Raw genomic sequence first — 22,013 nt, 5'->3', positions numbered from 1 at the left:
GTTCAGGATAAGTAATTAAAACAGCCAGAGGCTGCTCTGGCTGTATGTTTGGATTGCTTCAGGAGCGTTGTTTCAGCTGTTCCAGAAGCTGTGCCATAGCCTTTGCTCTATGGCTCACACGATTCTTTTGTTCTCGACTCAGTTCGGCTGCAGCGCAGTTCTGATCCGGGACAAAAAACAGGGGATCATAACCAAAACCCTGTTCACCCGCCGGAGTCTCCAGAATATAACCTTCCCAGCTGCCATGACAGATCAGGGGCGTTGGATCTTCCGCATGACGCATAAAAACCAGAACACTGTGGAATCGTGCCGTTCTCTGCTCTCTGGGGAGCCCTTCCAGCCTCTTCAGCAGCTTCTGGTTGTTTTCCTGATCGGTAGCGTCCTTACCGGCAAAACGTGCTGAGTAAATCCCAGGCTGGCCATTCAGTGCATCCACTTCAATACCGGAATCATCCGCAATGGCAGCAAGCCCGGAAGTCTCTGCCGCATGCCTGGCTTTGATCAGGGCGTTCTCAACAAAAGTCAGTCCCGTTTCTTCAACCGAATCAACGTTGAACTCACTTTGTGGCAGCACTTCAAAATCAAGGCCGGAGAGCATCTGTTGCAACTCTCTCAGCTTGCCCTGATTACCACTGGCCAATACGACTTTTTGTTTCATGAAAAAACTCCCATCAATACAGACAATGGAAGGTTGTTTCTGTTGCTCAAGGCAGTTTTTACAGACGAACTCACTTGCCATCCTCGTAGAATGTCTGGCTGAACTGAAGGGTATGACTCTGAGTTGAACCTTCAGGTTGTACCTTGACGCTGAATTTTAGCAGTTCTTGATGACTGAAACGGAATCCGGCCAGATAATAAATGGCATCGCCTTCCTTGATTTCCTTGAACTTCAGGGCAGACTGCTGTCCCAGAAGGTTTACCGCCTTGCCATCAAAGGTGACTTTCACAGCCTTGCCTTCTTCACTATTCTTGACGTTTCGAACAGCAATATTGACCAGACCATTTTTTGGTCCACGTTCCAAGTTATAGGTCTTGGCAATATCCGGCTGAATAAACGTGCTGGGGAAAGCGCTGTAAGACACCTCATAGTCACCAAAACGAACCGGCTTGTCATTCATCACTTTCGCTTCAGGAATGGGAGCCGCATTGGCTACAGAAACCATAGATGTCCATAGCGAAAAACAAGCCCCCAGGAGCAAACCAAACATTCTGTGCATTTTGATCATTTTCTCACTCCCCTCGAGTCAGGTGATAAATAGCAACTTCTCCCATCAGGTTGGGCAGCAGATGTGTTCTCCAGCCTCCCCGATTTAAACCATCTGTCACCATGCGATTAATGATTTTCAACTTTTTCTGACGACAAAGATCTTCAAAATCCTTGAACGTACAGAAATGTATATTAGGCGTATCGTACCAGGTGTAGGGCATAAACTTGGAAACAGGCATCCGACCTTTTGTCGCCAGATGCCAGCGGCAGCGCCAATGGCCAAAGTTAGGGAATGTCACAATACACTCCCGCCCTACTCTCAACATTTCATCCAGGGCCAGGTGGGGATATTGCAGCGCTTGCAAAGCCTGGGTCATGATCACCGTATCAAAACTCTGGTCACCAAAATTTCCAAGCCCCTGGTCTATGTTCTGTTCAAGAACATTCACCCCTCTCTCAATGCAGTTCTGGATGTTCTGGGGATTGATATCCAGCCCATAACCTCTGACCTGCTTCTCTTTCTGCAGGTTCGACAACAAAGTGCCATCGCCACAGGCCAGATCCAGAATATGACTGCCCTGATCAATCCAGTCACTGATGATGGCGAAATCAACACGTTTACTCATGCAGACGCCTCCTTGCATTCAGCTGCAATTCGCTTCATATAACCTGCGACCGCATTCACATACCGGGGAATATTCATCAAAAAGGCATCGTGACCCTGGGGGGCATCCACTTCCAGATAGGAGACCTGTTTTCCGGCCTCCAGCAGGGCATCCACAATTTCTCGAGAACGTTCAGGAGAAAAACGCCAGTCAGTGGTAAAAGAGACCAGTAAAAAGTTTGCACTGGCTGAAGACAGCGCTTCGGAAAGGTCGTCATTAAATTTTCTTGCCGGATCAAAATAATCCAGCGCCCGGGTCATCAGCAGGTAGGTGTTGGCATCAAAATTACCTGAAAAGTTTTCAGCCTGATAACGGAGATAACTTTCTATTTGAAATTGAACGCCGTAATCAAAACTGAATTCTTCGTTCTTGAGTTCGCGGCCAAACTTCTGCCCCATGGCATCGTCAGAAAGGTAAGTGATATGCCCCACCATTCTGGCCAGACCCAGACCACTCTTGGGCAAAGTGCCCTGTTCGAGATACTGCCCGTCACGAAAGTTTTCGTCAGAGCGAATGGCCTGACGCGCCACTTCATTGAATGCAATATTCTGGGCAGACAGTTTTGATGCAGAGGCAATAACAACAGCATGCCTGAGCCTTTCAGGGTGAGCCATGGACCAGTAAAGTGTCTGCATGCCTCCCAGACTACCTCCCACAACAGCTGCCCACTGTTTGATGCCCAGATGGTCTGCCAGTCTGGCCTGACTCTCAACCCAGTCTTCTACCGTTACCATGGGAAAGTCAGAGCCATAGCACTTACCAGTCTCCGGATTAATGCTGGTAGGTCCGGTGCTGCCATGACAGCCACCCAGATTATTCAGGCTGACAATAAAGAATTGATCGGTATCCAGAGGCTTGCCCGGGCCAATAAAGTTGTCCCACCAACCCGGCTTTCGGTCTTCCATGGAGTGATAGCCTGCTGCATGATGGTGGCCACTGAGCGCATGGCAAATCAAAATGCCATTACTCATCTGGGCATTCAGTTCACCATAGGTTTCAATAACCAGGTCATATTCATTCAATATCTGACCACAGCTTAACTGCAGCGGCTGATCAAAATGGATGGTTTGCGGCTCAACCAAACCTACCGAGTCAGCGGGAATATCTTCCGGCATAGTTACTTATCTATCACTTGTTACCGTGAAACACTTTTCACCTTGTCAGGGGTGAAAAATTATTTTTGTGCTCATGGCAATTTCCACGGAATAACCCATTGGCATGCAGGATCATCAGGAAACTTTGAGAGTAGTTTAACTCTGTCACAATGTTAGAAGTGTTCATCTGTGACAGTTTCCTGAGAATGGCCCAGCCCCTCATCAACAAACTGATCGCAATCAGTCTGGAAGCCCGATCTGCATTCACATTCGGAACTGGGAAGTGTATCGACTTGGCTGTTTGTTGTCAGTATGCAACTCAGAGATCAGCCTGCTCTGACCGCTTATCCGTCAGACTCAGTATACCTTGAACACTTTTTCTTCCGCTCAAGGCTGATTTAATCCGCATAGAAATCATCCATTGGATGAAAATATTTTCCCAATATGGGCATGATGAAAAATATCAGAATGAAAAGAGTCATCGACCAGCAAACCTGACTCAAAGTTTTTTGTCCGGTGTGCTCACCGGGTTCGAAGAAAACAACGATCCAGAGCCAGTTCCGTCAAAGCCAGCAAATGACTCAGAAATACTCCCTCAACCTGACGAGATGAAAAGTAAAGATGTTGATCGTGAATGTATTCGTCGACACTCTGATTACAGGTTAAAGAGATATAAAAAGCCCTCATGGCCTCATCCTCGGCATTGAGAATGGAGACAATCGTTGCGCAGGGTATTGTCGTTTCGCTCATGCAAAACTCCTTGAGGCATTTCACCTCATCACACAGGTAAATCATGTGTCCTGTGCAATTCTGAAAGGCATCAAGACTTCTGCTCGCTGTACAACAGAATCTCGTTACCAGTGTTAGCAGCCTGTTAAAGCTGTATCACTTTCTATCGTAAAAAATATCTTGCCTGATCATTTAACATGAGTTGAAAGAAGCAAAATATTTTTCTCTCACGAGTGCTTGAGTGATACAAAAAAGCATCATCAATACACGTTTATGGTCGCTTTTATCAATAATCCCGGAAAGCTATTTGCACTGACCAGAATCAACCCGGAAAAATTCGCTTAACACCCACACTCAATTGTAATTACTTCGCAAGTATAGCCTGCATATACGTAACTTATCTGAACTTAGCCTGAACTATGTGCTATCGTAGAGCCAGTGTAAAAGTCACTCTGAAACTACACTGTAGCTTGCCAGACTAATGATTTCGGAGTACTTATCTGAAGACATGGTTGGCAGCCGTCAGTTTTTCAGACCGGCTGATTTCGTCCGAACTATTTCCTGGTGAAAAAGTAACAGTTATGTCCATTGAATCCTTAGGTCAACTGGAAACAAAACTTCAGAATCTTATCGACAAACTTGAGCTGACCCGCATGGAGCTCGAGGAACTGCGTTCTTCAAATACTCGTCTGGAAGATGAAAACTCTCATCTCAAGCAGGAGCTGAGCTCCTGGGGTGACCGGGTAGGTGCTTTGCTGGGTAAGTTGGACAGCGTGTCCGACGAGGCAGAAGAAGTCGCTTACGAGCAGGCTTAATTGTCATTTATTGGATATATGACAACAGCTTCCGGGAATGAATCCCATTTCCTTCATCGCGCCAGGCCATGAAGTTATAGGAAAAACTGCAAGCACTTGAGAACAGTGCTCAGCCAGTTGGGCTAAACCATTCCCGGAATATACCGCCTGCGACTATCAGGCGGTTGCATTTCATAACGAGCAAAGCTTGCTTTATTATGATTCTTTACTCACTTTCCATTTCTTCCAGAGCTTCCAGCGCTTCCATCCACTCTTCTTCAATTTCTGCTATCGCTTTTTTGTACTGAGTCTGCTGGTCCAGCAACGACTTCAGTCGATCTTTTGCAGAGCTTTCATAGAGTCCTGGATCACCCAATTCAGTTTCTACATCAGCCAGCAAGGTTTGCTGCTTTTCCAGTTTCTGCTCCAGAGCATCAACCTTTTTCTTCATCGGTCTAAGCAGCTTTCTGCGCTCTGCATCCAGACGTTTTTGCTCTTTGCGTGCCTGAGCCGAATGAATGGATGGCGCTGAGGCTTCATCAGAAGCAAATGCTGACTTCTCCTCCTGACGCTGTTGTGTGAGCCAGACACTGTAGTCATCCAGATCACCTTCGAAAGCATCCATTCGGCCATCATGAACCAAAAAGAGATCATCTGTCGTACTGCGCAACAGGTTTCGATCATGGGACACCAGAATCATGGCACCTTCGAACATCTGTAGCGCCATTGTCAGAGCATGACGCATCTCAAGATCCAAGTGGTTAGTAGGCTCATCGAGCAACAACAGATTAGGTTTCTGCCAGGCTACAATCGCCAGAGCCAGCCTGGCCTGTTCACCACCGGAGAATCCTTCAATTTTTTCCAGGGCCTTGTCTCCATGAAAACCAAAACCACCCAGAAAGTTTCTCAGCTCCTGCTCTCTCGCTTCAGGCGACAGTCGTTGCAGATGAAGGGTAGGACTGGCTTCTGGATCCAGCTTTTCCAGCTGATGCTGAGCAAAATACCCGACTTTGAGGTGCTCACCATCATGCCGCTCACCAGACACCAGAGGAAGCTCTCCTGCCAGCGTTCGGATCAATGTTGATTTACCGGCACCATTAGCGCCCAGCAAGCCTATACGACTACCTGGCAGGATGTTCAGCTTTAGCTTGATCATTGCCTTGCTATCGTATCCCAACTCAGCCTTGTCCAGAGTCAGAAGCGGTGAAGACATTTTCTCCGGTTCAGGAAAACTGAAACTGAAAGGGGAATCCACATGAGCAGGGGCTATTTCTTCCAGTCGGGACAACGCTTTCAACCGACTCTGAGCCTGTTTGGCTTTGGTAGCCTTGGCACGAAAACGCTCAACAAACTTCTCCATGTGAGCACGTTGTTTTTGCTGTTTCTCGAAAGCCGCCTGCTGTTGTTGAAGACGCTCTGAACGCATGCGTTCAAACGCAGAATAATTTCCGCGGTAGGTATTCAGCTTTTGATGCTCAATATGAATGGTGACATCGATCACGGCATCCAGAAAATCCCGGTCATGGGAAATAATGATCAGGGTACCCTGATAACGCTTGAGAAAACTTTCCAGCCAGACAATGGCGTCGAGATCCAGGTGGTTGGTGGGTTCATCAAGAAACAATAAATCCGACGGACACATCAGCGTGCGCGCCAAATTCAGTCTCATTCTCCACCCACCGGAAAAATCTTTTACGCTGCGCTCAATTTGCTCGTGAGAAAAACCAAGACCATGGAGCAATTGTTCTGCCCGGGAACGAGCCGTATAGCCGTCGGCCTGCAACAATTTTTCATGCAGCTCTGCAAGCTTGCCATGCTCTTCATTACGTTCGGCATTCTCGATCGCTTGTTCTATGGATCGAAGTGTTTCGTCACCGTCCAGTACATAATCAACTGCTTTCTGATCAAGTGCCAGAACCTCCTGGGCCATATGAGCAATACCACGGCCGGAATCAATGCTGACATTACCCTTGTCCGGCTGAAAATGCCCCATGATCAGAGCAAGCAAGCTTGACTTGCCACACCCATTGGCACCTACCAGTCCAACATGCTGGCCGTGATGAATCATTGCGCTGGTTTCTTCCAGCAAAACTTTGCCAGAGCGCAACAAACTGACTGAATTCAAATTAATCATGGCGCGCATTATAAACACTGTTCCAGCGGCATTCCTATGGGAATATCAGCCACTTTGGGATTCTGCGCATAGAAGGATCAGATGTAAAAAGTGGCAACTGAAATTGCCACAAGGAAGTACTCGCATAAAGCTGGCGAGAGGGAGACAGGTATCAGGGATTTTGCAGGAGAGGGCAACCTCTCCTGCAGGTACGTCAAAAGCTCTTAGCGCTTGGCTTTTCTCTTAGCTGGCGCTTTCTTTTTGGCTGGAGCCTTCTTGGCAGCGGCCTTACGAACAGGAGCTTTTTTCTTAACTACTTTCTTCTTGGCAGCAGCCTTGCGAGCTGGAGCCTTCTTCTTGGCAGGTGCTTTTTTCTTGGCAGCAGCCTTACGAGCTGGAGCCTTCTTCTTAGCAGGTGCCTTTTTCTTGGCAGTGGCTTTTTTCGCTACAGTTTTCTTTTTAGCAGCTGCCTTTTTAGCGGGTGCTTTTTTCTTGGCAGTTGTTTTCTTAGCTGCAGCTTTTTTCTTAGCCGGTGCCTTTTTCTTGGCTACTGTCTTTTTAGCAGTTGCTTTCTTGGCAGTAGTTTTTTTGGCGGTTGCTTTTTTCTTGGCGGGAGCTTTCTTGGCAGAGGCTTTGGCTTTTGTTTTTGCTTTCTTTAAAGACTCTTTAGCCTTATCCAGTTTTTTCTTAAGCGCTTCGACTTCTTTTTCCAGCTTCTTAACTGGGTCTACCTTACGGGTGGCTTTTTTAGCTGCTGGTTTTTTAGCGGCTGGTTTTCTAACAGCCTTCTTGGCTGCTGGTTTCCTTTTAGCTACAGGCATTTGGTCATCCCTCGTCATTGCCTTTAGAAGTACTTCTATATAAAAGCTGAATAATTAATATCCAGTTTTAATTAGAAAAATAGAGTGCTTATCACACGACTGCAAATTTTTTTATACATTTTTTTTATATAAGATGAAATTATTTCTTCAAAAAAAACTTGTTAATTTAAAATTTTTTTTTGATGAATATCATTTAAGCCTTAATTTAAAGGCATTTTTGTTAAAACCAATATTCCTAAAAGCTTGCTATCTTTGAGCGTTTGCACAAATATGGTGTTACACCTCTGCTGAGAAAAATTTGACCCACCTGTGTCGAACTAACACAAACAGCCATGAGCCGGAAATGCAGCTCACGCCGGAACATGACAATGACAACAAAATCGGAGAGCTGCATTTTCATAGAAAACAGAGAGACCTCATGAGACTAAAAGCGCTTGCTGGCATTGCCCTGATGTCATACTCCCTGCAAACATTTGCGGCTCTGGAGACAGAAGCAGACAAACTCAGCTACAGTCTGGGTGCTATTTTGGCCGAACAACTCAAGCAGTTTGAGGGAATCAATGCAGACGCTCTTTCCCAAGGTATCAAAGATACTCTTGAGAACAAACCGCTTGCCATGGACAAGCAGGAAATGTTCAAACTGATTGAAAAAGCCCGTAAAGATCAGGAGAAAAAACGTCAGGCTCAACTCGCTGACGAAGCAAAAAACAATCTTGAAAAAGGTCAGGCTTTCCTGACTGAAAACGCCAAAAAACCGGGTGTTAATACACTGGAAAGTGGTCTTCAATACAAAGTCATTAAAAACGGTCAGGGCCCCAAACCACTGGATTACAGTGAAGTCACCGTTCATTACGAAGGACGTCTTCTGGACGGGAAAGTCTTTGACAGCTCTTACAGCAGAAACCAACCCGCAACGTTTAAATTAAATCAGGTTATCAAGGGTTGGACAGAAGGTTTGAAACAGATGCCTGAAGGTTCTGTCTGGGAGCTTTATATCCCGGCGGATCTTGCTTACGGACCAGGCGGAATTCCAGGAAGAATAGGTCCTAATGAAATGCTGACCTTCAAGGTTGAATTACTGAACGTGAAAAAAGACACAGAGAATAAAGAAGAGAAAAAGAAGTAAACAACCCGTCGTAGACTGAGCTGTTTCCTTCATACTGCGGGCAGATGGCAGATATCTTTTTTAGCCTGTCTGCCCCTTCTGCAGCAGTTACTGCGAAGAGAGCAACTCTCTATGAGACTCGTGTAGCACCTCAATCATCTGATCTTCCAGAGAAAACCGTTCCTCAAGTGCTTCACCCAGCTCCGACAGGGAGTTTTGCAGCATTGTCACACTGCTTACTGACTCACAACCATCGTTAAAATCGAGGCAAATCTGCGTATTTTTCTCAAGCTTTGGAAGAATGGACTGTGCCATTTCCACTCCGCCGTCATTAAATTCGATACCTTCCTGGACCAGTTGTTCGTAGACTTCAAAATGGCCAGCGGAAACATAATCAACCAGAATCTGGCACATTTCTTTCAATTTGTTTGCAACAGGCCTTTTATCATCGTGAAATTGATTCACTCCATTGATTGAGCAGTAGAGAACGATCAATTCCTGCCGCTCGCTAAGCCAGCGATCAATAATTTCTGATACGCCGCCCCAACGTTCTCTGGCCGTTTTGCACCCCTCCAGCATGACAATTCCTCTTCGTTTGGATCTCATCTACTCGAAACGGGATCACTTTATCGCCGTTTGGAAATGGCGACTCAGTTGCTAGGTTATGACAGTGGATTTTTTGCGGCAAGAGGTAATTTCAAATTACTTTGAAATTAGAAGTTGATTATATTTGGACACTCGCACTAAAAGTCGTTTTTTTCAGGGTTTTGACCGTTTTTTAATTCGATAAAGGATAAAAAACATCGCTTTGATTAAAAAAGATTATTTAAAATCCCAGTCAAAAAACGGACTCATTCAACAATATGATGACTTACAACCGCATTCAAAAACGAAAAAGCACATTAAGTCCGCAGCCCCATATAAAAACAAAGGCATTGCTTTGATTCAAATATGGCCGATGCGCTCATTAAGAGAACAATTAATAAAGAATATAAGCTTCTTGGATTGGTTTCAGATTCTGCCAGGCATCTCACTACCCAACAGAATCTTTTTTAAGAATATGACTGAATTATTCCGATTCAAAATACCGCTTCAGGAATTCATCAAAATCGGTAGTATCCAATGATTCGAGACGCTCCTGATCGGCTCTGGACTCTTCAGCAATTCGTGCAAAATACTCGAGTCTTTCAGGCTGAATGTTCTGCTCACTGAAATAGCCTGAATGCACTTCTGACTGCTTGAGTATCCAGTCGATATAGCTATCACCACTGTTTTTCAGCACCTGCAGGATCTGTGCAGAAGGTGTTTTTTCAGCATCCAGCAGCTTCTCTCTCTGCTGATGCAGAGACTCAGAAAACAGCTGGGAGTCGTTTGCCTGATCCAGCATTTCAGCCATTGGGGCCATTTTATCGATCAGCCTTAATCCCCAGTCCTTCAGTACGACCGGACCTTGCTCATCATTCAGGGTCAGTCCCGGTCGTCTGCCTTCTGAAACGGTACGGGCAAAGTTTTCAGTGACTCTCTGACACTCTTCATGCCCAATTTCAGGGCTGTCCATCAACGCGGTAAACATCAGGAAGACATCAAGAAAAGCTGCATCGGTTGTAGACAGTCCCAGAGGCTCCATAGGATTAATATCCATACAGCGAACCTCTACATACTCAACACCGTAATTTGATAATGCCGTCAGAGGCTTTTCGCCTCGTTTGGCAATACGCTTGGGTCGAATATTGCTGTAGTACTCATTCTCTATCTGAAGGAGATTGGTATTCAGCTGCAAATAGTTCCCTTCGCTCTTGAGACCGATCGCTTCATAAGGCTCATAAGGGGTTTTAATCGCAGCCGAAAGACTAGAGACATATTCACCCAGAGTGTTGTAACAAATACTCAGTGATGACTGGGCATTATTGGTATAGCCAAGATCACTCATTCTCAGAGATGTGGCCCAAGGCATGTAAAGTGTATCTTCATCCAGTTTTTCCAGCGGTTCACTGGGAGAATCCTGAGTGAAAAAGCTTTTGCTGACGGCAGGAGAAGCACCGAAAAGATACATCAGCAACCAGGAATAGCGGCGGAAGTTTCTGATCATTGCCAGATAGGATTCTGACTGAAAACCTTCCAGAGAATGGTCACTGCCTTCTGATTCAGACAATAGTTGCCAGAGTGACTCGGGCAGGGAAAAATTATAGTGAATACCGGCAATGGTCTGCATAGCCTTACCATAACGATGTGCCAGTCCTTCACGGTAGACATACTTCATGGTTCCTGGATTGGAGTCACCGTAACGAGCAATCGGAATACTCTGCTCACCTTCCAGCAAAGCCGGCATACTGCCTGCCCAGATCGCTTCACCCCCAAGATTTCTGGAGGTATAGCTATGAAGCTCTTCCAGAAACTTCATAACATCCTCCACCTTGCAATAAACCGGCGTGATAAATTCCAGCAAGGCTTCAGAATAGTCAGTCGTGATGTAGGGGTGCGTCAGTGTCTTACCCAGTACCTCAGGATGAGAACGCTGGGACAGGCGCGCATCTGCAGTTACCCGCAACCCTTCACGTTCTATTCCGTGTCGTATACCACTGAGCAGATTTTGGTTGGACGACTGCTGAAGTAGCTGCAGACGACTCTCATACTGGCTAGTCAAAATACAATTCCAATCCAGAAGCTTTATCGTGAAACATCTTTCCAAGCCGAAGGACGAAAGAGGGTTTCTATCGCTAAAGGCTGTTAGTCATGTCTTGAGGCGGACTATATAACGTTACAATCTACCTTGCACCTATCACAGTGGAAACATTCAGTAAAAACGTGCTCTTCCATACAGTCTGTGCACCTCATTATTCAGCCTTGTCATCAAACCAATCAAAAACAGAGCGGCTCAACCGCTGCCAGGATTTTTTTTCCTGAAACCTGTACCCCTTCCCGATTTAACTTTATCGAAAACGGCCGATGGAAGCTTAGGTCAGCTCAGAATACACAGGGGGAGAAAAACCAGAATGGAGAGCAAGCTTTTCTGCATGGTTTACACCAGTTCAGCCTCTGAGTTATTCGATGACGAGGCGCTGCAAAGTCTACTCAATGTGGCCAGAAAGAATAATAAACAACAGGATGTCACAGGTATGTTGCTATACAGTGAAGGTGTTTTTATGCAGGCCCTTGAAGGGGAAAAGCAAAGCGTTGAACAGCTTTACAACATGATTGCCAAAGACCCTAGACACTATGGCGTGATCATACTGAACCAGTCTTTTATCGAGAGCAGACAGTTCTCTCAGTGGCAGATGGGATTCAAAGTAGCGTCCCGGCAGGAGCTGGTAGAGAGCAGTAGTTTTACTGACTTTTTAAACCCGGACTTTGATATCCGGCAATTACAGAAACAGCCTTCCATTGCCATGAAGTTGCTTCTGTCTTTTCGCAAAAATATGTAGAGCTGTATTGATGAGAGGCTGCCAAAACAGCAGCCTCTCGTTCAGCTTATTTTCTCAGCTTTTTGGCGTTGGCAAACAGATCAGCAAATGAACCTGCAGAAGATTCTTTTTTACCCTGATTACTGTTGTTTCTCTTACCACCACGATTCTGTTGTGACTTACCCGCACCAGAGCGCTCATTGCGAGGCTGCTGTCTGGCCTGAGCCACTTCTTCAGCCTTGTCACTCATACGCATGGAGAGACCAATTCGCTTGCGCTGAGCGTCCACTTCCATAACCTTCACCTTAACAATGTCACCCGCCTTCACTACTTCAGCCGGATCTTTCACAAAAGTGTTGGACAATGCAGAAATGTGCACCAGACCGTCCTGATGAACACCAACATCAACAAAGGCACCAAAGTTAGTAACGTTGGTAACCACCCCTTCCAGTTCCATGTTCAGTTTAAGGTCACTGATTTTCTCAACACCTTCCTGGAATTCTGGCGCCTTGAATTCAGGACGAGGGTCACGTCCAGGCTTATCCAGTTCGGTAATGATGTCGGTCACAGTGGGCAGACCAAATGTCTCATCCGTGAAGCCTTTTGGATCCAGTGATCTGAGGAACTGAGAGTCTCCAATCAATCCATGAACCGCACGCTCTGACTGGGTGGCGATTTTTTCTACCACCGGATAGGACTCAGGGTGAACAGCAGAAGCATCCAGAGGATTGTCACCGTTCATGACTCGTAGGAATCCTGCAGCCTGTTCAAATGCCTTGGGTCCAAAACGATCCACTTTCATCAGGGACTCACGGCTTGAGAACACGCCATTGCTGTCACGGAATGCAACGATGTTATCTGCCAGAGTTCTGTTGAGACCAGAAACACGAGTCAGCAGAGCACTGGATGCCGTATTCACATCAACACCCACGGCGTTTACACAGTCTTCCACCACAGCTTCCAGAGAACGTGACAGCTGAGTCTGACTCACGTCATGCTGATACTGACCGACACCGATCGCTTTAGGTTCAATTTTCACCAGCTCTGCCAGTGGGTCCTGCAGACGACGGGCAATGGATACGGCACCACGAATGGATACGTCGAGATTAGGGAATTCACGAGCCGCCAGTTCAGAAGCAGAATAAACCGATGCACCGGCTTCACTGACAACAATTTTGGTCAGACCCAGTTTTGGGTAAGCACGCATCAGTTCAGCCACCAGACGATCCGTTTCACGGGACGCTGTACCATTACCAATACTCACCAGTTCTACGCCGTGTGTCAGGCATAGAGTGGCTATAGTGCCCAGAGCTTCTTTCCACTGACGCTGAGGAGCATGTGGATAGATAGTCGTATGCTCTACCAGCTTTCCGGTGCCATCAACAACCGCCACTTTGGTACCCGTACGCAGACCTGGATCAAGGCCCAGAGTTGGGCGCAGACCGGCAGGAGCCGCCAACAACAAATCTTTCAGGTTCTTGGCAAACACCTTGATGGCTTCTTCTTCCGCACTTTCGCGAACCTGAGTCATCAGATCGGTTTCCAGCTGGGTCAGCAGCTTCACTCTCCAGGTCCAGCGAACCGCATCTTTCAGCCACTTGTCCGCCGCACGTCCCTGGTCAGATACTTCCCAGTGATCGGCAATGACTTTTTCACAGGGGTGTGTTTCCAGACGGGTTTCCGGCTCATTTTCCAGACGAATACTGGACTGTAATACACCTTCATTGCGGCCACGGAAAATAGCCAGGGCACGGTGAGAAGGAACCTGCCTGATGGGCTCATCATGCTCAAAGTAGTCGCGGAATTTCGCGCCTTCTTCTTCCTTGCCTTCAATACCACGGCTGGACAGAATGCCCTGACTCCAGAGCATGTCCCTCAGCTTGCCCAACAGTTCAGCGTCTTCGCTGAAGCGCTCCATGAGAATGTAACGAGCACCTTCCAGAGCCGCTTTGCTGTCTGCAACACCTTTGTCCCCATCAACAAAGTCAGCCGCAGCTGACTCAGGATCAGTATCAGGCTCGTTGTACAGGCGATCTGCCAAAGGCTCAAGACCAGCTTCAATAGCGATCTGACCTTTGGTACGACGCTTGGGCTTGTATGGAAGATAAAGGTCTTCCAGGCGGGTTTTGGTATCCGCAGCACGAATATCCTTTTCCAGCTCAGGGGTCAGCTTTTCCTGCTCCCGAATGCTGTTCAGTACCGTTTCACGACGCTCTTCCAGCTCACGAAGATACCTCAGGCGCTCTTCAAGCGTACGCAGCTGGGTATCATCAAGAGCACCGGTTGCCTCTTTACGGTAACGGGCAATAAAAGGGACGGTAGCGCCATCATCCAGCAGTGCTACTGCACTGGTGACCTGCGCCGGGCGAACATTCAGCTCTTCGGCGATACGCTGAAAGATGATCTCCATAAAACCCACTCAATGTTAGATTTGAATTTATCGAATACGGTGCAAGCCAACTGCACCACTGGAGCAAACTGGTAGGTGATTGAATGAAAAACCTGAAAACAGTTCTGCTCCCGGAAGCTGTGACCTTGTCTTCAATGGCCAGCCACTTCCTGAATCCAGAAGGCGAATTATAACGGATGGTAACGAGTTGTCTGCAGTTCTGTTCAGATAGCTGGCAAGCATTCTGTTATTAAGGTTCGTTACTTCATAAGATCAGCCAACTGCTGGCGAAACTGAGGACCATAATAAACAGCCCCCACCGGCACTTTCCCTTCCAGATGCTCAGCCACTTTATAAGCCCATTCAGGGCCAAAACCGCCGCACAGCTCAATCATCTGAAAACCTTCAGCTACAAGCCCTTCTGCAACGGCTAGCACTTCTTCCTTATGATCCATATCGATTCCCACCGCTTTGAATTGACAGCCTCCCTTACCTGTCGAAACAGTATTCTCAAGAGGTGAAAAGCCGGGAGAAAGAAAAATAAAAGCAAAGGAGTTAAAACGCATAAGCCTGGACCTGTAATCCGGGACAAAAGCCTGACCGCAGTGAAGCTTTCAATCCCTATCATTAAAATCAACAGTATTTTCCAATTGAAAAATGAGCCTGAAGAAGAGTGCATGACTCCGGCCTCAGGCTGGTCGTTCATAGATGACTGTTAGTAAGTTCTCTCTGGCGTTTTGAAGCCTTCGTGCCGCTTCATTATCGGTCATGACATGCGCTTTCGCCTCCAAACTTTTCAGGGTGACTCCGCTCTTCAAGTATTGCTGGGCATCTTGCAGAGAAACAAACTTTTCATAGGGCGTCATCATATCTTCGTAACGGTAACGCTTTCTCTCTTTGCCCTTCTTGTCCACGTAAACATCCGGAAAGAAACAAGGCCGGTGATAGTTCAGATAAGGGTTCAGGTATTCTCTGTCGAAGCGGTTGACCTGCACGGCAAACTGCTGGGGAATATGGGCGTATCCCAGTATTTTCCTGATCACTGAACCATTTTTGCTTTCCACCAACGCATTGTCATTACTGTGACGGGAACGTGACTTTGTGAGGGCTATGTGAAGCTTGTTCAGCAGCTTGGCCACCTTATGGTTGATGTACTCTGAGCCGTTGTCAGAATGGAATGCCAGGAGCTTGAAAGGGAACGTCGCCAGAATCTCTTCCAGTACGGGTATCATAAAGGTTTCGCTGATGCGCTCCACAGAACAGACTACTTCAAACTGGGTGACCTCATCGACAGCATTGATGTGATACAGCCCTTTCACGCCATCCTTATCGCCCTGGTGAACCGTATCAACTCGAATAAACCCCGGCCTGCCCTGAGGGTCTGGACGACGGCGTACGCCAATAGCTCTCTGGACTGAGCGAGTCCCATTCTTCTTGCGTCGTACCGTCTGATAAGTGTGAGACTGCCTGAGGTTGTACAAGTGAGACACTGAAATCCCTGCCAGCCTTTCATAACGTTGATCACCCTGCAGAAGAGCTCGTTCGCAGAGTTTCTTGATGGCTGGCCCGCTGAGGTCATTGTGCAACCGGTCCGTCTCGGCCAGTAGTCTGGCATCCGCTTTGGKGTAGCGAGGCTTGAATCCATTGGAGAAACAGGGGCAGCGACGGACAGKGCCTTTGGACAGGTAGGCCGTTAAAAAACGGGKGMCCTGCGCTCTGGAGTAACCCGTGACAGTCGCCACATAGCGGCGTACCAGACCTTTTTGAGCCTTTCCAAGGGAGCGGTAACGGAAATGACTGAGAGTTAACTCTATCCATCGGTAACACTCATCTTTAGACTCCCAGCCAGGTTCTATGTCTGGGACATGTTCAAGGAAGTCGCTGACCTGATCCAGGGTCTTGATGAGTTTGGTGTTCATGATAATCTTCATCCTCTCATCATGAACGACATCCTGGACCTTTACAGGCTCAGTTCGTATTGGAAACCGGGCTTTTGTTCAGGCTCATTTTATATTGGAAGAGACTGTTCATGGCGTTCACGATGATTCAGGCCACTCTTAAAGGTTTTACTTTCCGGATCATAATCATCCAGCAGTTCCTGGGTTTCTTTCCTGCGACCATGGGCCGCTATATCACGAACGGCGTTATAGACAGTTTCACCGGCTGACTTGATGAAGACGATGCCCTGAGCCGCAATATTAATGCCTTCAAAGGCGGTAAAAGAGCGGCTAAAACCCTCGTTGGGTATCTTATAAGTTCCTTGGGTTGCCTTCTGATGCATTTTGGCCATCTTCATACCTAACAGGGTCAGGTAGGAGGCTTTGCCAGCAATGTACCGGGCCTGGCCTGCAACAACCGTGGCTTTATCGGTTTTACTGCTGCCCTTGTCAAAATAGGCCTGGTTCTTACCGATGAGAATGCTTTTAGCCAGATTCAGGGCCCGGTTTGGAGGCTCAGAGAGAGAAAGGTTTTGTTTGCCCTGAGGTTTAACGCCGGAGACCCGGCTGGAGCGATGAACGTCAGAGGTCAGTTCACGATGAGCCTGATTAACACTTTGAATCGACGGCTTGTTGACTGAGGGGGATCTGCCATTGATGTTCATACATTCGCCAGCCTTGGTTGAGATAAATGCTCAACCGTTGTGGCCAGGACATCCATCAGGTCCTCTTTGTTCTCCATCAGACTGACTGCGCCGGTAAAGATGGCTCCCGACATATGACGCATAAGGACAATAGCTTCGTTTAAGCTGATCTTGAGCGTTTTTGGTGAACAGTGAAAAGTGAGTTGCAGGCAGAGCTGGTGCTCAAGTGTCGTCAGCTTCAGAGGGGATATTCTGGCGGCAAGCGCCAGTGCAAAAATATCGAGTTCTTCATTATGTTCAGCATCAATACTGGTCAAGAGTGTTACTGACAGATGGGTTTTGCTGACCTGATTCAGTACCAGTTCGGTTGTGATGTGACTGGACAGGGCAAAGGTTATTAAGGGCTCCTGAGCGTCAGGCCGATTGGGAGAAAGTGCCAGCGAGTCCAGCTGGCGCATGATGGTTTTCAGCGCTGAATTGCTCATGACAGCATCTCTTCATAACAGTTTTCAGAGACGTAATCTGCCATCAGGCGAGCATCCGAGGAGGATATACCACCTTGTTCCAGCCGAAGCAGTGGTTCATTCAGGCGTAACAGAAGCAGGCTGACTGTATCCAGGTATTCAAGAAAATCCGGCAGAATATCCTTGGCACAAATAAAACTTTCCCGAACAAGAATTTTACGGGAATCAAGGTCGAGCTGAAGCGAGAGTGTGGGCAGCGCCATGGAAAGCTGATGTAAAAAAGCCGCGAGGCAGCCCAGATCGTCAATCCTGTTTAAGGGCTGATCCAGAACCGTTGTCATGGAAATATGGCTGGTAACTTCTTTGGTCAGACCTTCATTCAGGACTATGTAGGTGAGTAATCGTCTGTGGTATCGGCTGGTCAGGGAGGTTTTAAGAACAATATTACCCGGAGCCTGATTGATCACGGCAAACTTCAGGCCCAGATCATTGAAAATCCTCCTGAAGTGCAAAGCCTGTTTTTGCAAGAGCTTGCTGGATGGGGTCATTAACCGTCAGCTCGTGTGCGTCATCCCTGTAACTCTACTTTTCTATAAATTGAGACAATCATCAAGTCATAGTTGTCTTTTACCGGGCAATTGGCTTGCACCCCTGATGTGACACTGGTATCAATGAGTAAGGGCAGGTTTGAATTGCACAGGGAAATGAGCTTTGAAAACAGGGATTATCGAAACTGCTGGTGGCTGTTTTGCAGCCGGGAACGAATATGTTTGATAACAAGTCCGTTTTGATCACCGGTGGGTCCGGGTCGTTTGGAAAGAAGTATGTAGAAACGCTTTTGACTCATTACCAGCCAAGCCGAATCGTCATTTATTGTCGGGATGAGCAGAAACAATATGAAATGCAACAGCGCTTTAATAGCCGTTGTATGCGATATTTTATCGGCGATGTCAGGGATTGTGATCGGTTAATGCAAGCCATGAACGGCATTGATTATGTCATCCATGCGGCGGCATTGAAGCAGGTCCCTGCCGCTGAATACAACCCCATGGAGTGCATAAAAACCAATATTCATGGTGCAGAAAACGTCATTAAGGCGGCTCTGGCCAATGATGTTGAAAAAGTCATTGCGCTTTCGACGGATAAGGCTGCCAACCCCATCAACCTTTATGGTGCAACTAAACTCGCTTCGGATAAATTGTTTGTGGCGGCCAATAATATGGCAGGCACTCAGAGAACACGGTTTTCTGTAGTGCGCTATGGCAATGTCGTGGGTTCACGAGGTTCGGTTGTGCCTTACTTCAAAAAGCTGATTGAAGAAGGTAATGACTTTTTACCCATTACCGACAAGCGAATGACCCGCTTCTGGATTACACTCCAGCAAGGGGTGGATTTTGTCCTTAAGAACTTTGCCAGAATGCAGGGGGGGGAAATATTTGTGCCGAAAATCCCTTCCATTCGCATTGTGGATCTGGCATCCGCCATGGCGCCGAATTGCGAACTTAAAGTGACAGGCATTCGTCCCGGGGAAAAACTCAACGAGATTATGTGCCCTTCCGATGATTCCCATTTGACCATTGAGTTTGAAGATCATTTTGTGATTTCGCCCACCATTACCTTCCACAAATCCAGTAACGATTTTACTCTGAATGCGCAGGGTGAAAAGGGCGTGCCGGTTGCCCAGGGTTATGAATATAACTCGGGTACCAATGATCATTTTCTGAGTGTGGAAGAAGTCGCCGATTTCAATATTCTGGCAGGCCAGACGTTGTGATTCCCTATGGAAAACAGTCCATCAACGAAGATGATATTGATGCTGTCCTGAAGGTGTTGAAGTCAGATTTCATTACTCAGGGTAATGCAGTTCCTGCCTTTGAACGAGAGCTCTCAAAGTCCTGTGATGTTCCTTATGTCACCGTCGTCAATTCCGCCACTTCAGCGCTTCATCTAGCCTGTCTGGCTTTGGGGCTAGGCCCGGGTGATACAGCCTGGACGACGCCTATCAGCTTTGTAGCGACCGCCAATTGTATCCGTTACTGTGGCGCCAATGTAGATTTTGTAGACATTGATCCCGGGACGTTTAACTTATGCCCACTCAGACTGGCAGAAAAACTGAACTTTCACCGGAAGAAGGGGCTGCCACTGCCCAAGGTTGTGATTCCCGTTCATATGTGTGGCCAGTCCTGTGACATGAAAGCAATTTTTGATTTGTCCCTAGAATATGGTTTTAAAGTCCTTGAGGATGGAGCTCATGCGATCGGCGCCCACTTTCATGACAGGCCGGTAGGCTGTTCTGATTACAGTGATGCTACGGTATTCAGTTTTCACCCTGTAAAAATCATTACCACAGGGGAAGGGGGTGCGGTTCTTACTCGCAATCAGGAGATTGCTGAGAAAGTCGCTTTGCTAAGAAGCCATGGGGTCACCCGAGATCCGGAAAAAATGGATCAGGAACCTGATGGCAGCTGGTACTACCAGCAGGTGGATCTTGGATTTAACTTTCGAATGACGGATCTTCAGGCCGCACTTGGACTGAGTCAGTTGGAACGGCTGGATCAATTTATTGAAACCCGACAAAAGCTTGCTGATCGCTATACAAGACTGTTGGCAGATTTGCCCCTGAAGCTGCCGGAAGTCAAAAGCGGCTGTTTCTCAGCCTGGCATCTCTTTGTTATTCGCTTAAATCTGGAACAGATAGCACTGAGTCACAAAGAGGTTTTCGAACAGCTTCGGGAAGCAGGAATTGGGGTGAATCTTCACTATATCCCGATTTACAGGCAACCATATTACCGGAAATCCGGTTTTGAAGGGTTTTCCCTGCCCGAATCTGAAGCCTATTATCAGGAGGCCATCACACTACCTCTTTTTCCTTCCATGACCGAACCGCAGCAGGATGAAGTTTGCTCAGCCTTGCAAAAGGTTCTCTCCCAATAGCTTAAACGTGAACTGATACTTATCCATAGTCTTTTATTATTTGAAAGAGCATGGCAGAATAGCTCCGAATAAAAAATAATAATGAATGATTGTTGGATACTGTACATTTGCCTAAGGAACTAGGCTTTCTATTCTCTTAGCTATTAAGCAATATCACCAAAACGGTGACGTACAGAATTTTCTTTCACTTATTCTGTTTATTTATTCAAATCAGGCTAAAAATACGGATGTTTTAAATCTTTGGCCTGAATGCTCCTGGCAATTTTTTCACTTTAACCTGATTGATTCATGGATGAATATATATAAATTTGTACTGATTCTCGCCTGTACCCTGTTGGCTGGCTGTTCTTCTATTGTTGCTAAGTATATTGAGGAAGCAGGCAGTATTCCGTATAGCGACATAGTTTCTTCTTCCCTAGCTGGCCTTCCGGAGTTTGAGAAAAAGCAATTTTGTTCCGAGCTTCAGACTGAGCTCTGTATCAGTTATCTCTCTGGTAAACCCCTCGATAACAAAAAGCTTCGATACGCTTTGGATTTGGAATCCAGCAGTGGGGCCAGCTATGTAGAGTTGAATCTTGAGAACAAAGAGCTCGAAAAAAATTACTCAGGGCTGGTGGTGCTTTTACATGGGTACAGGGTTTCCAAAGAGTATATGTTGACCTCGGCTCTCTATTTCAGGTTTCTGGGATTTGATGTGCTTGTACCTGATTTAGCCGGACACGGTGAATCTTCGGGAAGCAAGCAGTATGGGGTAGGGGATAGCAAGGTGATCAATGAACTGATCACCTCGGTTTATAAAGGTGACAAGCCCCTGTACCTGCTGGGAAATTCCATGGGCGCTGCTGCAGCGGTTTATACGGCCTCAATGAGAAAGGATGTGACAGGGGCCATACTTCAGGCACCCATGCTGCCACTGGATCAGGCGGCTATCCGGTTTTTTTCCGTCAAATACCCCAGCCTGACCTGGCTACTGCCCAAAGATTCCGTGCGTGAAGGGGCAGTAATGGCTTTGGAAAAAGCCAATGTAACGCTTGAAGAAACCCGGTTGGAACCTGTTATTCAATCTTTGGATGTCCCCGTGCTGATCTTTGCGTCTTCTGCCGATGATATCTCACCCTACAGTCACTTCGGGCACCTGGATTCAAAAGAGATAGAAGTCATTGAGGTCAAAGATAGAAATCATCCCAGTATGATGGTGATTGGTGATAGTGAAAGCGCTCAGTTAATAGAGTGGTTAAACAGGCCAGATGTTATTGCAGTAGAAAACAGTAATAACAAACACGCAGAAGGGTGATGCTTTCGACTGTTTCTGGGGAAATAAGCAAGCTAATGCAGACCTACATTAATTGTCATACGTACGCCGTTCATCCTGAGGCTCTATGTTTCTTGTCAACCTGCTTTTAGTAATTACATAAGAAATTAGAGCCTCATCGGTGAGAAACTCTCCACTGCAAGAGCCTTAGGTCTTTAATCAGACAGCATAGCTTTTTGCATAATGGGGGAATGATATTGAGCCATATCGAATGTCTTTTGGCTACGCCATACGCTGAATGCTATACGTATCAGCTTGCGCATCACGGCTACCAAAGCCTGGGTACAAGTCATTCTTGATGCATAGTGCTCATACATCGCTTTAAATGCCCCACGACTGGCTGCCATGGCCACATTGTAAAGCAAACGGCGCCCTTCGCTTAAACCCTGCTTACTCAGCTTTCT

At 46.9% G+C, this 22,013-nt stretch carries 21 protein-coding genes and 1 pseudogene; 7 read left to right on the top strand and 15 right to left on the bottom strand.

Going from position 1 to position 22,013, the window contains the following annotated elements; all coding sequences use genetic code 11:
* Positions 1 to 58 precede the first annotated feature (58 nt).
* The 5 genes from WG89_RS08950 to WG89_RS08925 all read right to left on the bottom strand — a co-directional run bounded on the left by WG89_RS08950 (position 59) and on the right by WG89_RS08925 (position 3,716).
* Positions 59 to 658 carry an XTP/dITP diphosphatase gene (locus WG89_RS08950; protein ID WP_062264502.1) on the bottom strand — a complete coding sequence of 200 codons (600 nt, stop codon included), beginning with the start codon at positions 656 to 658 and terminating at the stop codon, positions 59 to 61.
* Positions 659 to 728: 70 nt separating this feature from the next.
* On the bottom strand, positions 729 to 1,226 hold the full coding sequence (locus tag WG89_RS08945; protein ID WP_079253739.1) for a DUF4426 domain-containing protein: 498 nt from the start codon (positions 1,224 to 1,226) through the stop codon (positions 729 to 731).
* 4 nt (positions 1,227 to 1,230) lie between these two features.
* The gene (metW, locus tag WG89_RS08940; RefSeq protein WP_062264448.1) at positions 1,231 to 1,833 is read right to left on the bottom strand and encodes a methionine biosynthesis protein MetW; all 603 of its coding nucleotides are present in this window, start codon (positions 1,831 to 1,833) and stop codon (positions 1,231 to 1,233) included.
* A complete protein-coding gene (gene metX, locus WG89_RS08935) occupies positions 1,830 to 2,987 on the bottom strand; it encodes a homoserine O-succinyltransferase MetX (protein WP_062264446.1) in 1,158 nt (385 codons plus the stop codon). The genes metW and metX overlap by 4 nt, the downstream gene beginning before the upstream one ends.
* 501 nt (positions 2,988 to 3,488) lie before the next feature.
* Complete coding sequence (locus tag WG89_RS08925; RefSeq protein WP_153301495.1) at positions 3,489 to 3,716, bottom strand: hypothetical protein; 228 nt, start codon at positions 3,714 to 3,716, stop codon at positions 3,489 to 3,491.
* Between the two features lie 560 nt (positions 3,717 to 4,276).
* Between WG89_RS08925 and WG89_RS08920 the strand changes: the two genes are divergently transcribed.
* On the top strand, positions 4,277 to 4,510 hold the full coding sequence (locus WG89_RS08920; protein ID WP_062264499.1) for a cell division protein ZapB: 234 nt from the start codon (positions 4,277 to 4,279) through the stop codon (positions 4,508 to 4,510).
* A gap of 205 nt (positions 4,511 to 4,715) precedes the next feature.
* Here the strand turns inward: WG89_RS08920 and abc-f are convergent, their stop codons facing one another.
* Positions 4,716 to 6,632, bottom strand: coding sequence for a ribosomal protection-like ABC-F family protein (gene abc-f, locus WG89_RS08915; protein ID WP_342669255.1), 1,917 nt, complete (start codon positions 6,630 to 6,632; stop codon positions 4,716 to 4,718).
* Positions 6,633 to 6,878: 246 nt separating this feature from the next.
* Here abc-f and WG89_RS30255 point away from each other — a divergent pair, with 246 nt between their 5' ends.
* Together WG89_RS30255 and WG89_RS08905 are read left to right on the top strand one after the other, a co-directional pair.
* Complete coding sequence (locus WG89_RS30255) at positions 6,879 to 7,466, top strand: hypothetical protein (protein WP_153301494.1); 588 nt, start codon at positions 6,879 to 6,881, stop codon at positions 7,464 to 7,466.
* Between the two features lie 375 nt (positions 7,467 to 7,841).
* The gene (locus tag WG89_RS08905; protein ID WP_172806758.1) at positions 7,842 to 8,549 is read left to right on the top strand and encodes a BamJ family beta-barrel-assembly machinery protein; all 708 of its coding nucleotides are present in this window, start codon (positions 7,842 to 7,844) and stop codon (positions 8,547 to 8,549) included.
* A gap of 87 nt (positions 8,550 to 8,636) precedes the next feature.
* Here the strand turns inward: WG89_RS08905 and WG89_RS08900 are convergent, their stop codons facing one another.
* Entirely contained in the window at positions 8,637 to 9,107 is a 471-nt protein-coding gene (locus WG89_RS08900; protein ID WP_062264439.1) for an Rsd/AlgQ family anti-sigma factor, read from the bottom strand.
* 490 nt (positions 9,108 to 9,597) lie between these two features.
* The gene (gene gshA / locus WG89_RS08895) at positions 9,598 to 11,172 is read right to left on the bottom strand and encodes a glutamate--cysteine ligase (protein WP_062264436.1); all 1,575 of its coding nucleotides are present in this window, start codon (positions 11,170 to 11,172) and stop codon (positions 9,598 to 9,600) included.
* Positions 11,173 to 11,521: 349 nt separating this feature from the next.
* Here gshA and WG89_RS08890 point away from each other — a divergent pair, with 349 nt between their 5' ends.
* On the top strand, positions 11,522 to 11,950 hold the full coding sequence (locus WG89_RS08890) for a BLUF domain-containing protein (RefSeq protein ID WP_062264433.1): 429 nt from the start codon (positions 11,522 to 11,524) through the stop codon (positions 11,948 to 11,950).
* Between the two features lie 46 nt (positions 11,951 to 11,996).
* On the opposite strand, the gene WG89_RS08885 is transcribed toward WG89_RS08890, so the two are convergent.
* The 6 genes from WG89_RS08885 to WG89_RS08860 form a co-directional block, all read right to left on the bottom strand.
* Positions 11,997 to 14,339, bottom strand: a complete 2,343-nt coding sequence (locus WG89_RS08885) for a Tex family protein (protein WP_062264431.1) — start codon at positions 14,337 to 14,339, stop codon at positions 11,997 to 11,999.
* A 239-nt stretch (positions 14,340 to 14,578) separates the two neighbouring features.
* Entirely contained in the window at positions 14,579 to 14,884 is a 306-nt protein-coding gene (locus WG89_RS08880; RefSeq protein ID WP_062264427.1) for a DUF6506 family protein, read from the bottom strand.
* Between the two features lie 123 nt (positions 14,885 to 15,007).
* Positions 15,008 to 16,237: a DDE-type integrase/transposase/recombinase gene (locus tag WG89_RS08875; protein WP_216638455.1), complete on the bottom strand. Its 1,230-nt coding sequence runs from the start codon at positions 16,235 to 16,237 to the stop codon at positions 15,008 to 15,010.
* A gap of 89 nt (positions 16,238 to 16,326) precedes the next feature.
* Positions 16,327 to 16,920, bottom strand: a complete 594-nt coding sequence (locus WG89_RS08870) for a hypothetical protein (RefSeq protein WP_062264421.1) — start codon at positions 16,918 to 16,920, stop codon at positions 16,327 to 16,329.
* Positions 16,917 to 17,384 (bottom strand): hypothetical protein, encoded by a 468-nt coding sequence (locus WG89_RS08865; RefSeq protein ID WP_062264418.1) that lies wholly within the window; start codon positions 17,382 to 17,384, stop codon positions 16,917 to 16,919. Before WG89_RS08865 ends, WG89_RS08870 begins: the two co-directional genes overlap by 4 nt.
* Entirely contained in the window at positions 17,381 to 17,911 is a 531-nt protein-coding gene (locus WG89_RS08860; RefSeq protein WP_062264415.1) for a hypothetical protein, read from the bottom strand. The genes WG89_RS08865 and WG89_RS08860 overlap by 4 nt, the downstream gene beginning before the upstream one ends.
* A gap of 218 nt (positions 17,912 to 18,129) precedes the next feature.
* Here WG89_RS08860 and pseB point away from each other — a divergent pair, with 218 nt between their 5' ends.
* From pseB to WG89_RS08845, 3 genes are all read left to right on the top strand, one after another.
* Entirely contained in the window at positions 18,130 to 19,137 is a 1,008-nt protein-coding gene (gene pseB, locus WG89_RS08855) for a UDP-N-acetylglucosamine 4,6-dehydratase (inverting) (protein ID WP_062264413.1), read from the top strand.
* Positions 19,134 to 20,297 carry a UDP-4-amino-4,6-dideoxy-N-acetyl-beta-L-altrosamine transaminase gene (gene pseC, locus WG89_RS08850; protein WP_062264409.1) on the top strand — a complete coding sequence of 388 codons (1,164 nt, stop codon included), beginning with the start codon at positions 19,134 to 19,136 and terminating at the stop codon, positions 20,295 to 20,297. Before pseB ends, pseC begins: the two co-directional genes overlap by 4 nt.
* A 292-nt stretch (positions 20,298 to 20,589) precedes the next feature.
* The gene (locus WG89_RS08845; protein WP_062264406.1) at positions 20,590 to 21,591 is read left to right on the top strand and encodes an alpha/beta hydrolase; all 1,002 of its coding nucleotides are present in this window, start codon (positions 20,590 to 20,592) and stop codon (positions 21,589 to 21,591) included.
* Between the two features lie 173 nt (positions 21,592 to 21,764).
* Here the strand turns inward: WG89_RS08845 and WG89_RS31105 are convergent.
* A pseudogene (locus tag WG89_RS31105) lies at positions 21,765 to 22,013 on the bottom strand (hypothetical protein); the annotation flags it as partial.

Source organism: Endozoicomonas arenosclerae (assembly GCF_001562015.1).
Classification (GTDB): Bacteria; Pseudomonadota; Gammaproteobacteria; order Pseudomonadales; family Endozoicomonadaceae; genus Endozoicomonas_A; species Endozoicomonas_A arenosclerae.
Note: the sequence above shows the minus strand (reverse complement) of the source record. Positions and strands in the feature narration are given on the sequence as shown.

Excerpts from the sequence above, each read along its gene's own strand:
- WG89_RS08885 (WP_062264431.1), bottom strand. The coding sequence starts at position 14,339 with ATGGAGATCATCTTTCAGCGTATCGCCGAAGAGCTGAATGTTCGCCCG.
- WG89_RS08945 (WP_079253739.1), bottom strand. The coding sequence starts at position 1,226 with ATGATCAAAATGCACAGAATGTTTGGTTTGCTCCTGGGGGCTTGTTTT.
- WG89_RS08925 (WP_153301495.1), bottom strand. The coding sequence starts at position 3,716 with ATGAGCGAAACGACAATACCCTGCGCAACGATTGTCTCCATTCTCAAT.
- WG89_RS08950 (WP_062264502.1), bottom strand. The coding sequence starts at position 658 with ATGAAACAAAAAGTCGTATTGGCCAGTGGTAATCAGGGCAAGCTGAGA.
- metW (WP_062264448.1), bottom strand. The coding sequence starts at position 1,833 with ATGAGTAAACGTGTTGATTTCGCCATCATCAGTGACTGGATTGATCAG.
- WG89_RS08870 (WP_062264421.1), bottom strand. The coding sequence starts at position 16,920 with ATGAACATCAATGGCAGATCCCCCTCAGTCAACAAGCCGTCGATTCAA.
- WG89_RS08905 (WP_172806758.1), top strand. The coding sequence starts at position 7,842 with ATGAGACTAAAAGCGCTTGCTGGCATTGCCCTGATGTCATACTCCCTG.
- pseB (WP_062264413.1), top strand. The coding sequence starts at position 18,130 with ATGTTTGATAACAAGTCCGTTTTGATCACCGGTGGGTCCGGGTCGTTT.
- WG89_RS08860 (WP_062264415.1), bottom strand. The coding sequence starts at position 17,911 with ATGACCCCATCCAGCAAGCTCTTGCAAAAACAGGCTTTGCACTTCAGG.
- WG89_RS08845 (WP_062264406.1), top strand. The coding sequence starts at position 20,590 with ATGAATATATATAAATTTGTACTGATTCTCGCCTGTACCCTGTTGGCT.
- metX (WP_062264446.1), bottom strand. The coding sequence starts at position 2,987 with ATGCCGGAAGATATTCCCGCTGACTCGGTAGGTTTGGTTGAGCCGCAA.
- WG89_RS08890 (WP_062264433.1), top strand. The coding sequence starts at position 11,522 with ATGGAGAGCAAGCTTTTCTGCATGGTTTACACCAGTTCAGCCTCTGAG.
- WG89_RS08920 (WP_062264499.1), top strand. The coding sequence starts at position 4,277 with ATGTCCATTGAATCCTTAGGTCAACTGGAAACAAAACTTCAGAATCTT.
- WG89_RS08880 (WP_062264427.1), bottom strand. The coding sequence starts at position 14,884 with ATGCGTTTTAACTCCTTTGCTTTTATTTTTCTTTCTCCCGGCTTTTCA.
- WG89_RS08865 (WP_062264418.1), bottom strand. The coding sequence starts at position 17,384 with ATGAGCAATTCAGCGCTGAAAACCATCATGCGCCAGCTGGACTCGCTG.
- abc-f (WP_342669255.1), bottom strand. The coding sequence starts at position 6,632 with ATGCGCGCCATGATTAATTTGAATTCAGTCAGTTTGTTGCGCTCTGGC.
- WG89_RS08900 (WP_062264439.1), bottom strand. The coding sequence starts at position 9,107 with ATGCTGGAGGGGTGCAAAACGGCCAGAGAACGTTGGGGCGGCGTATCA.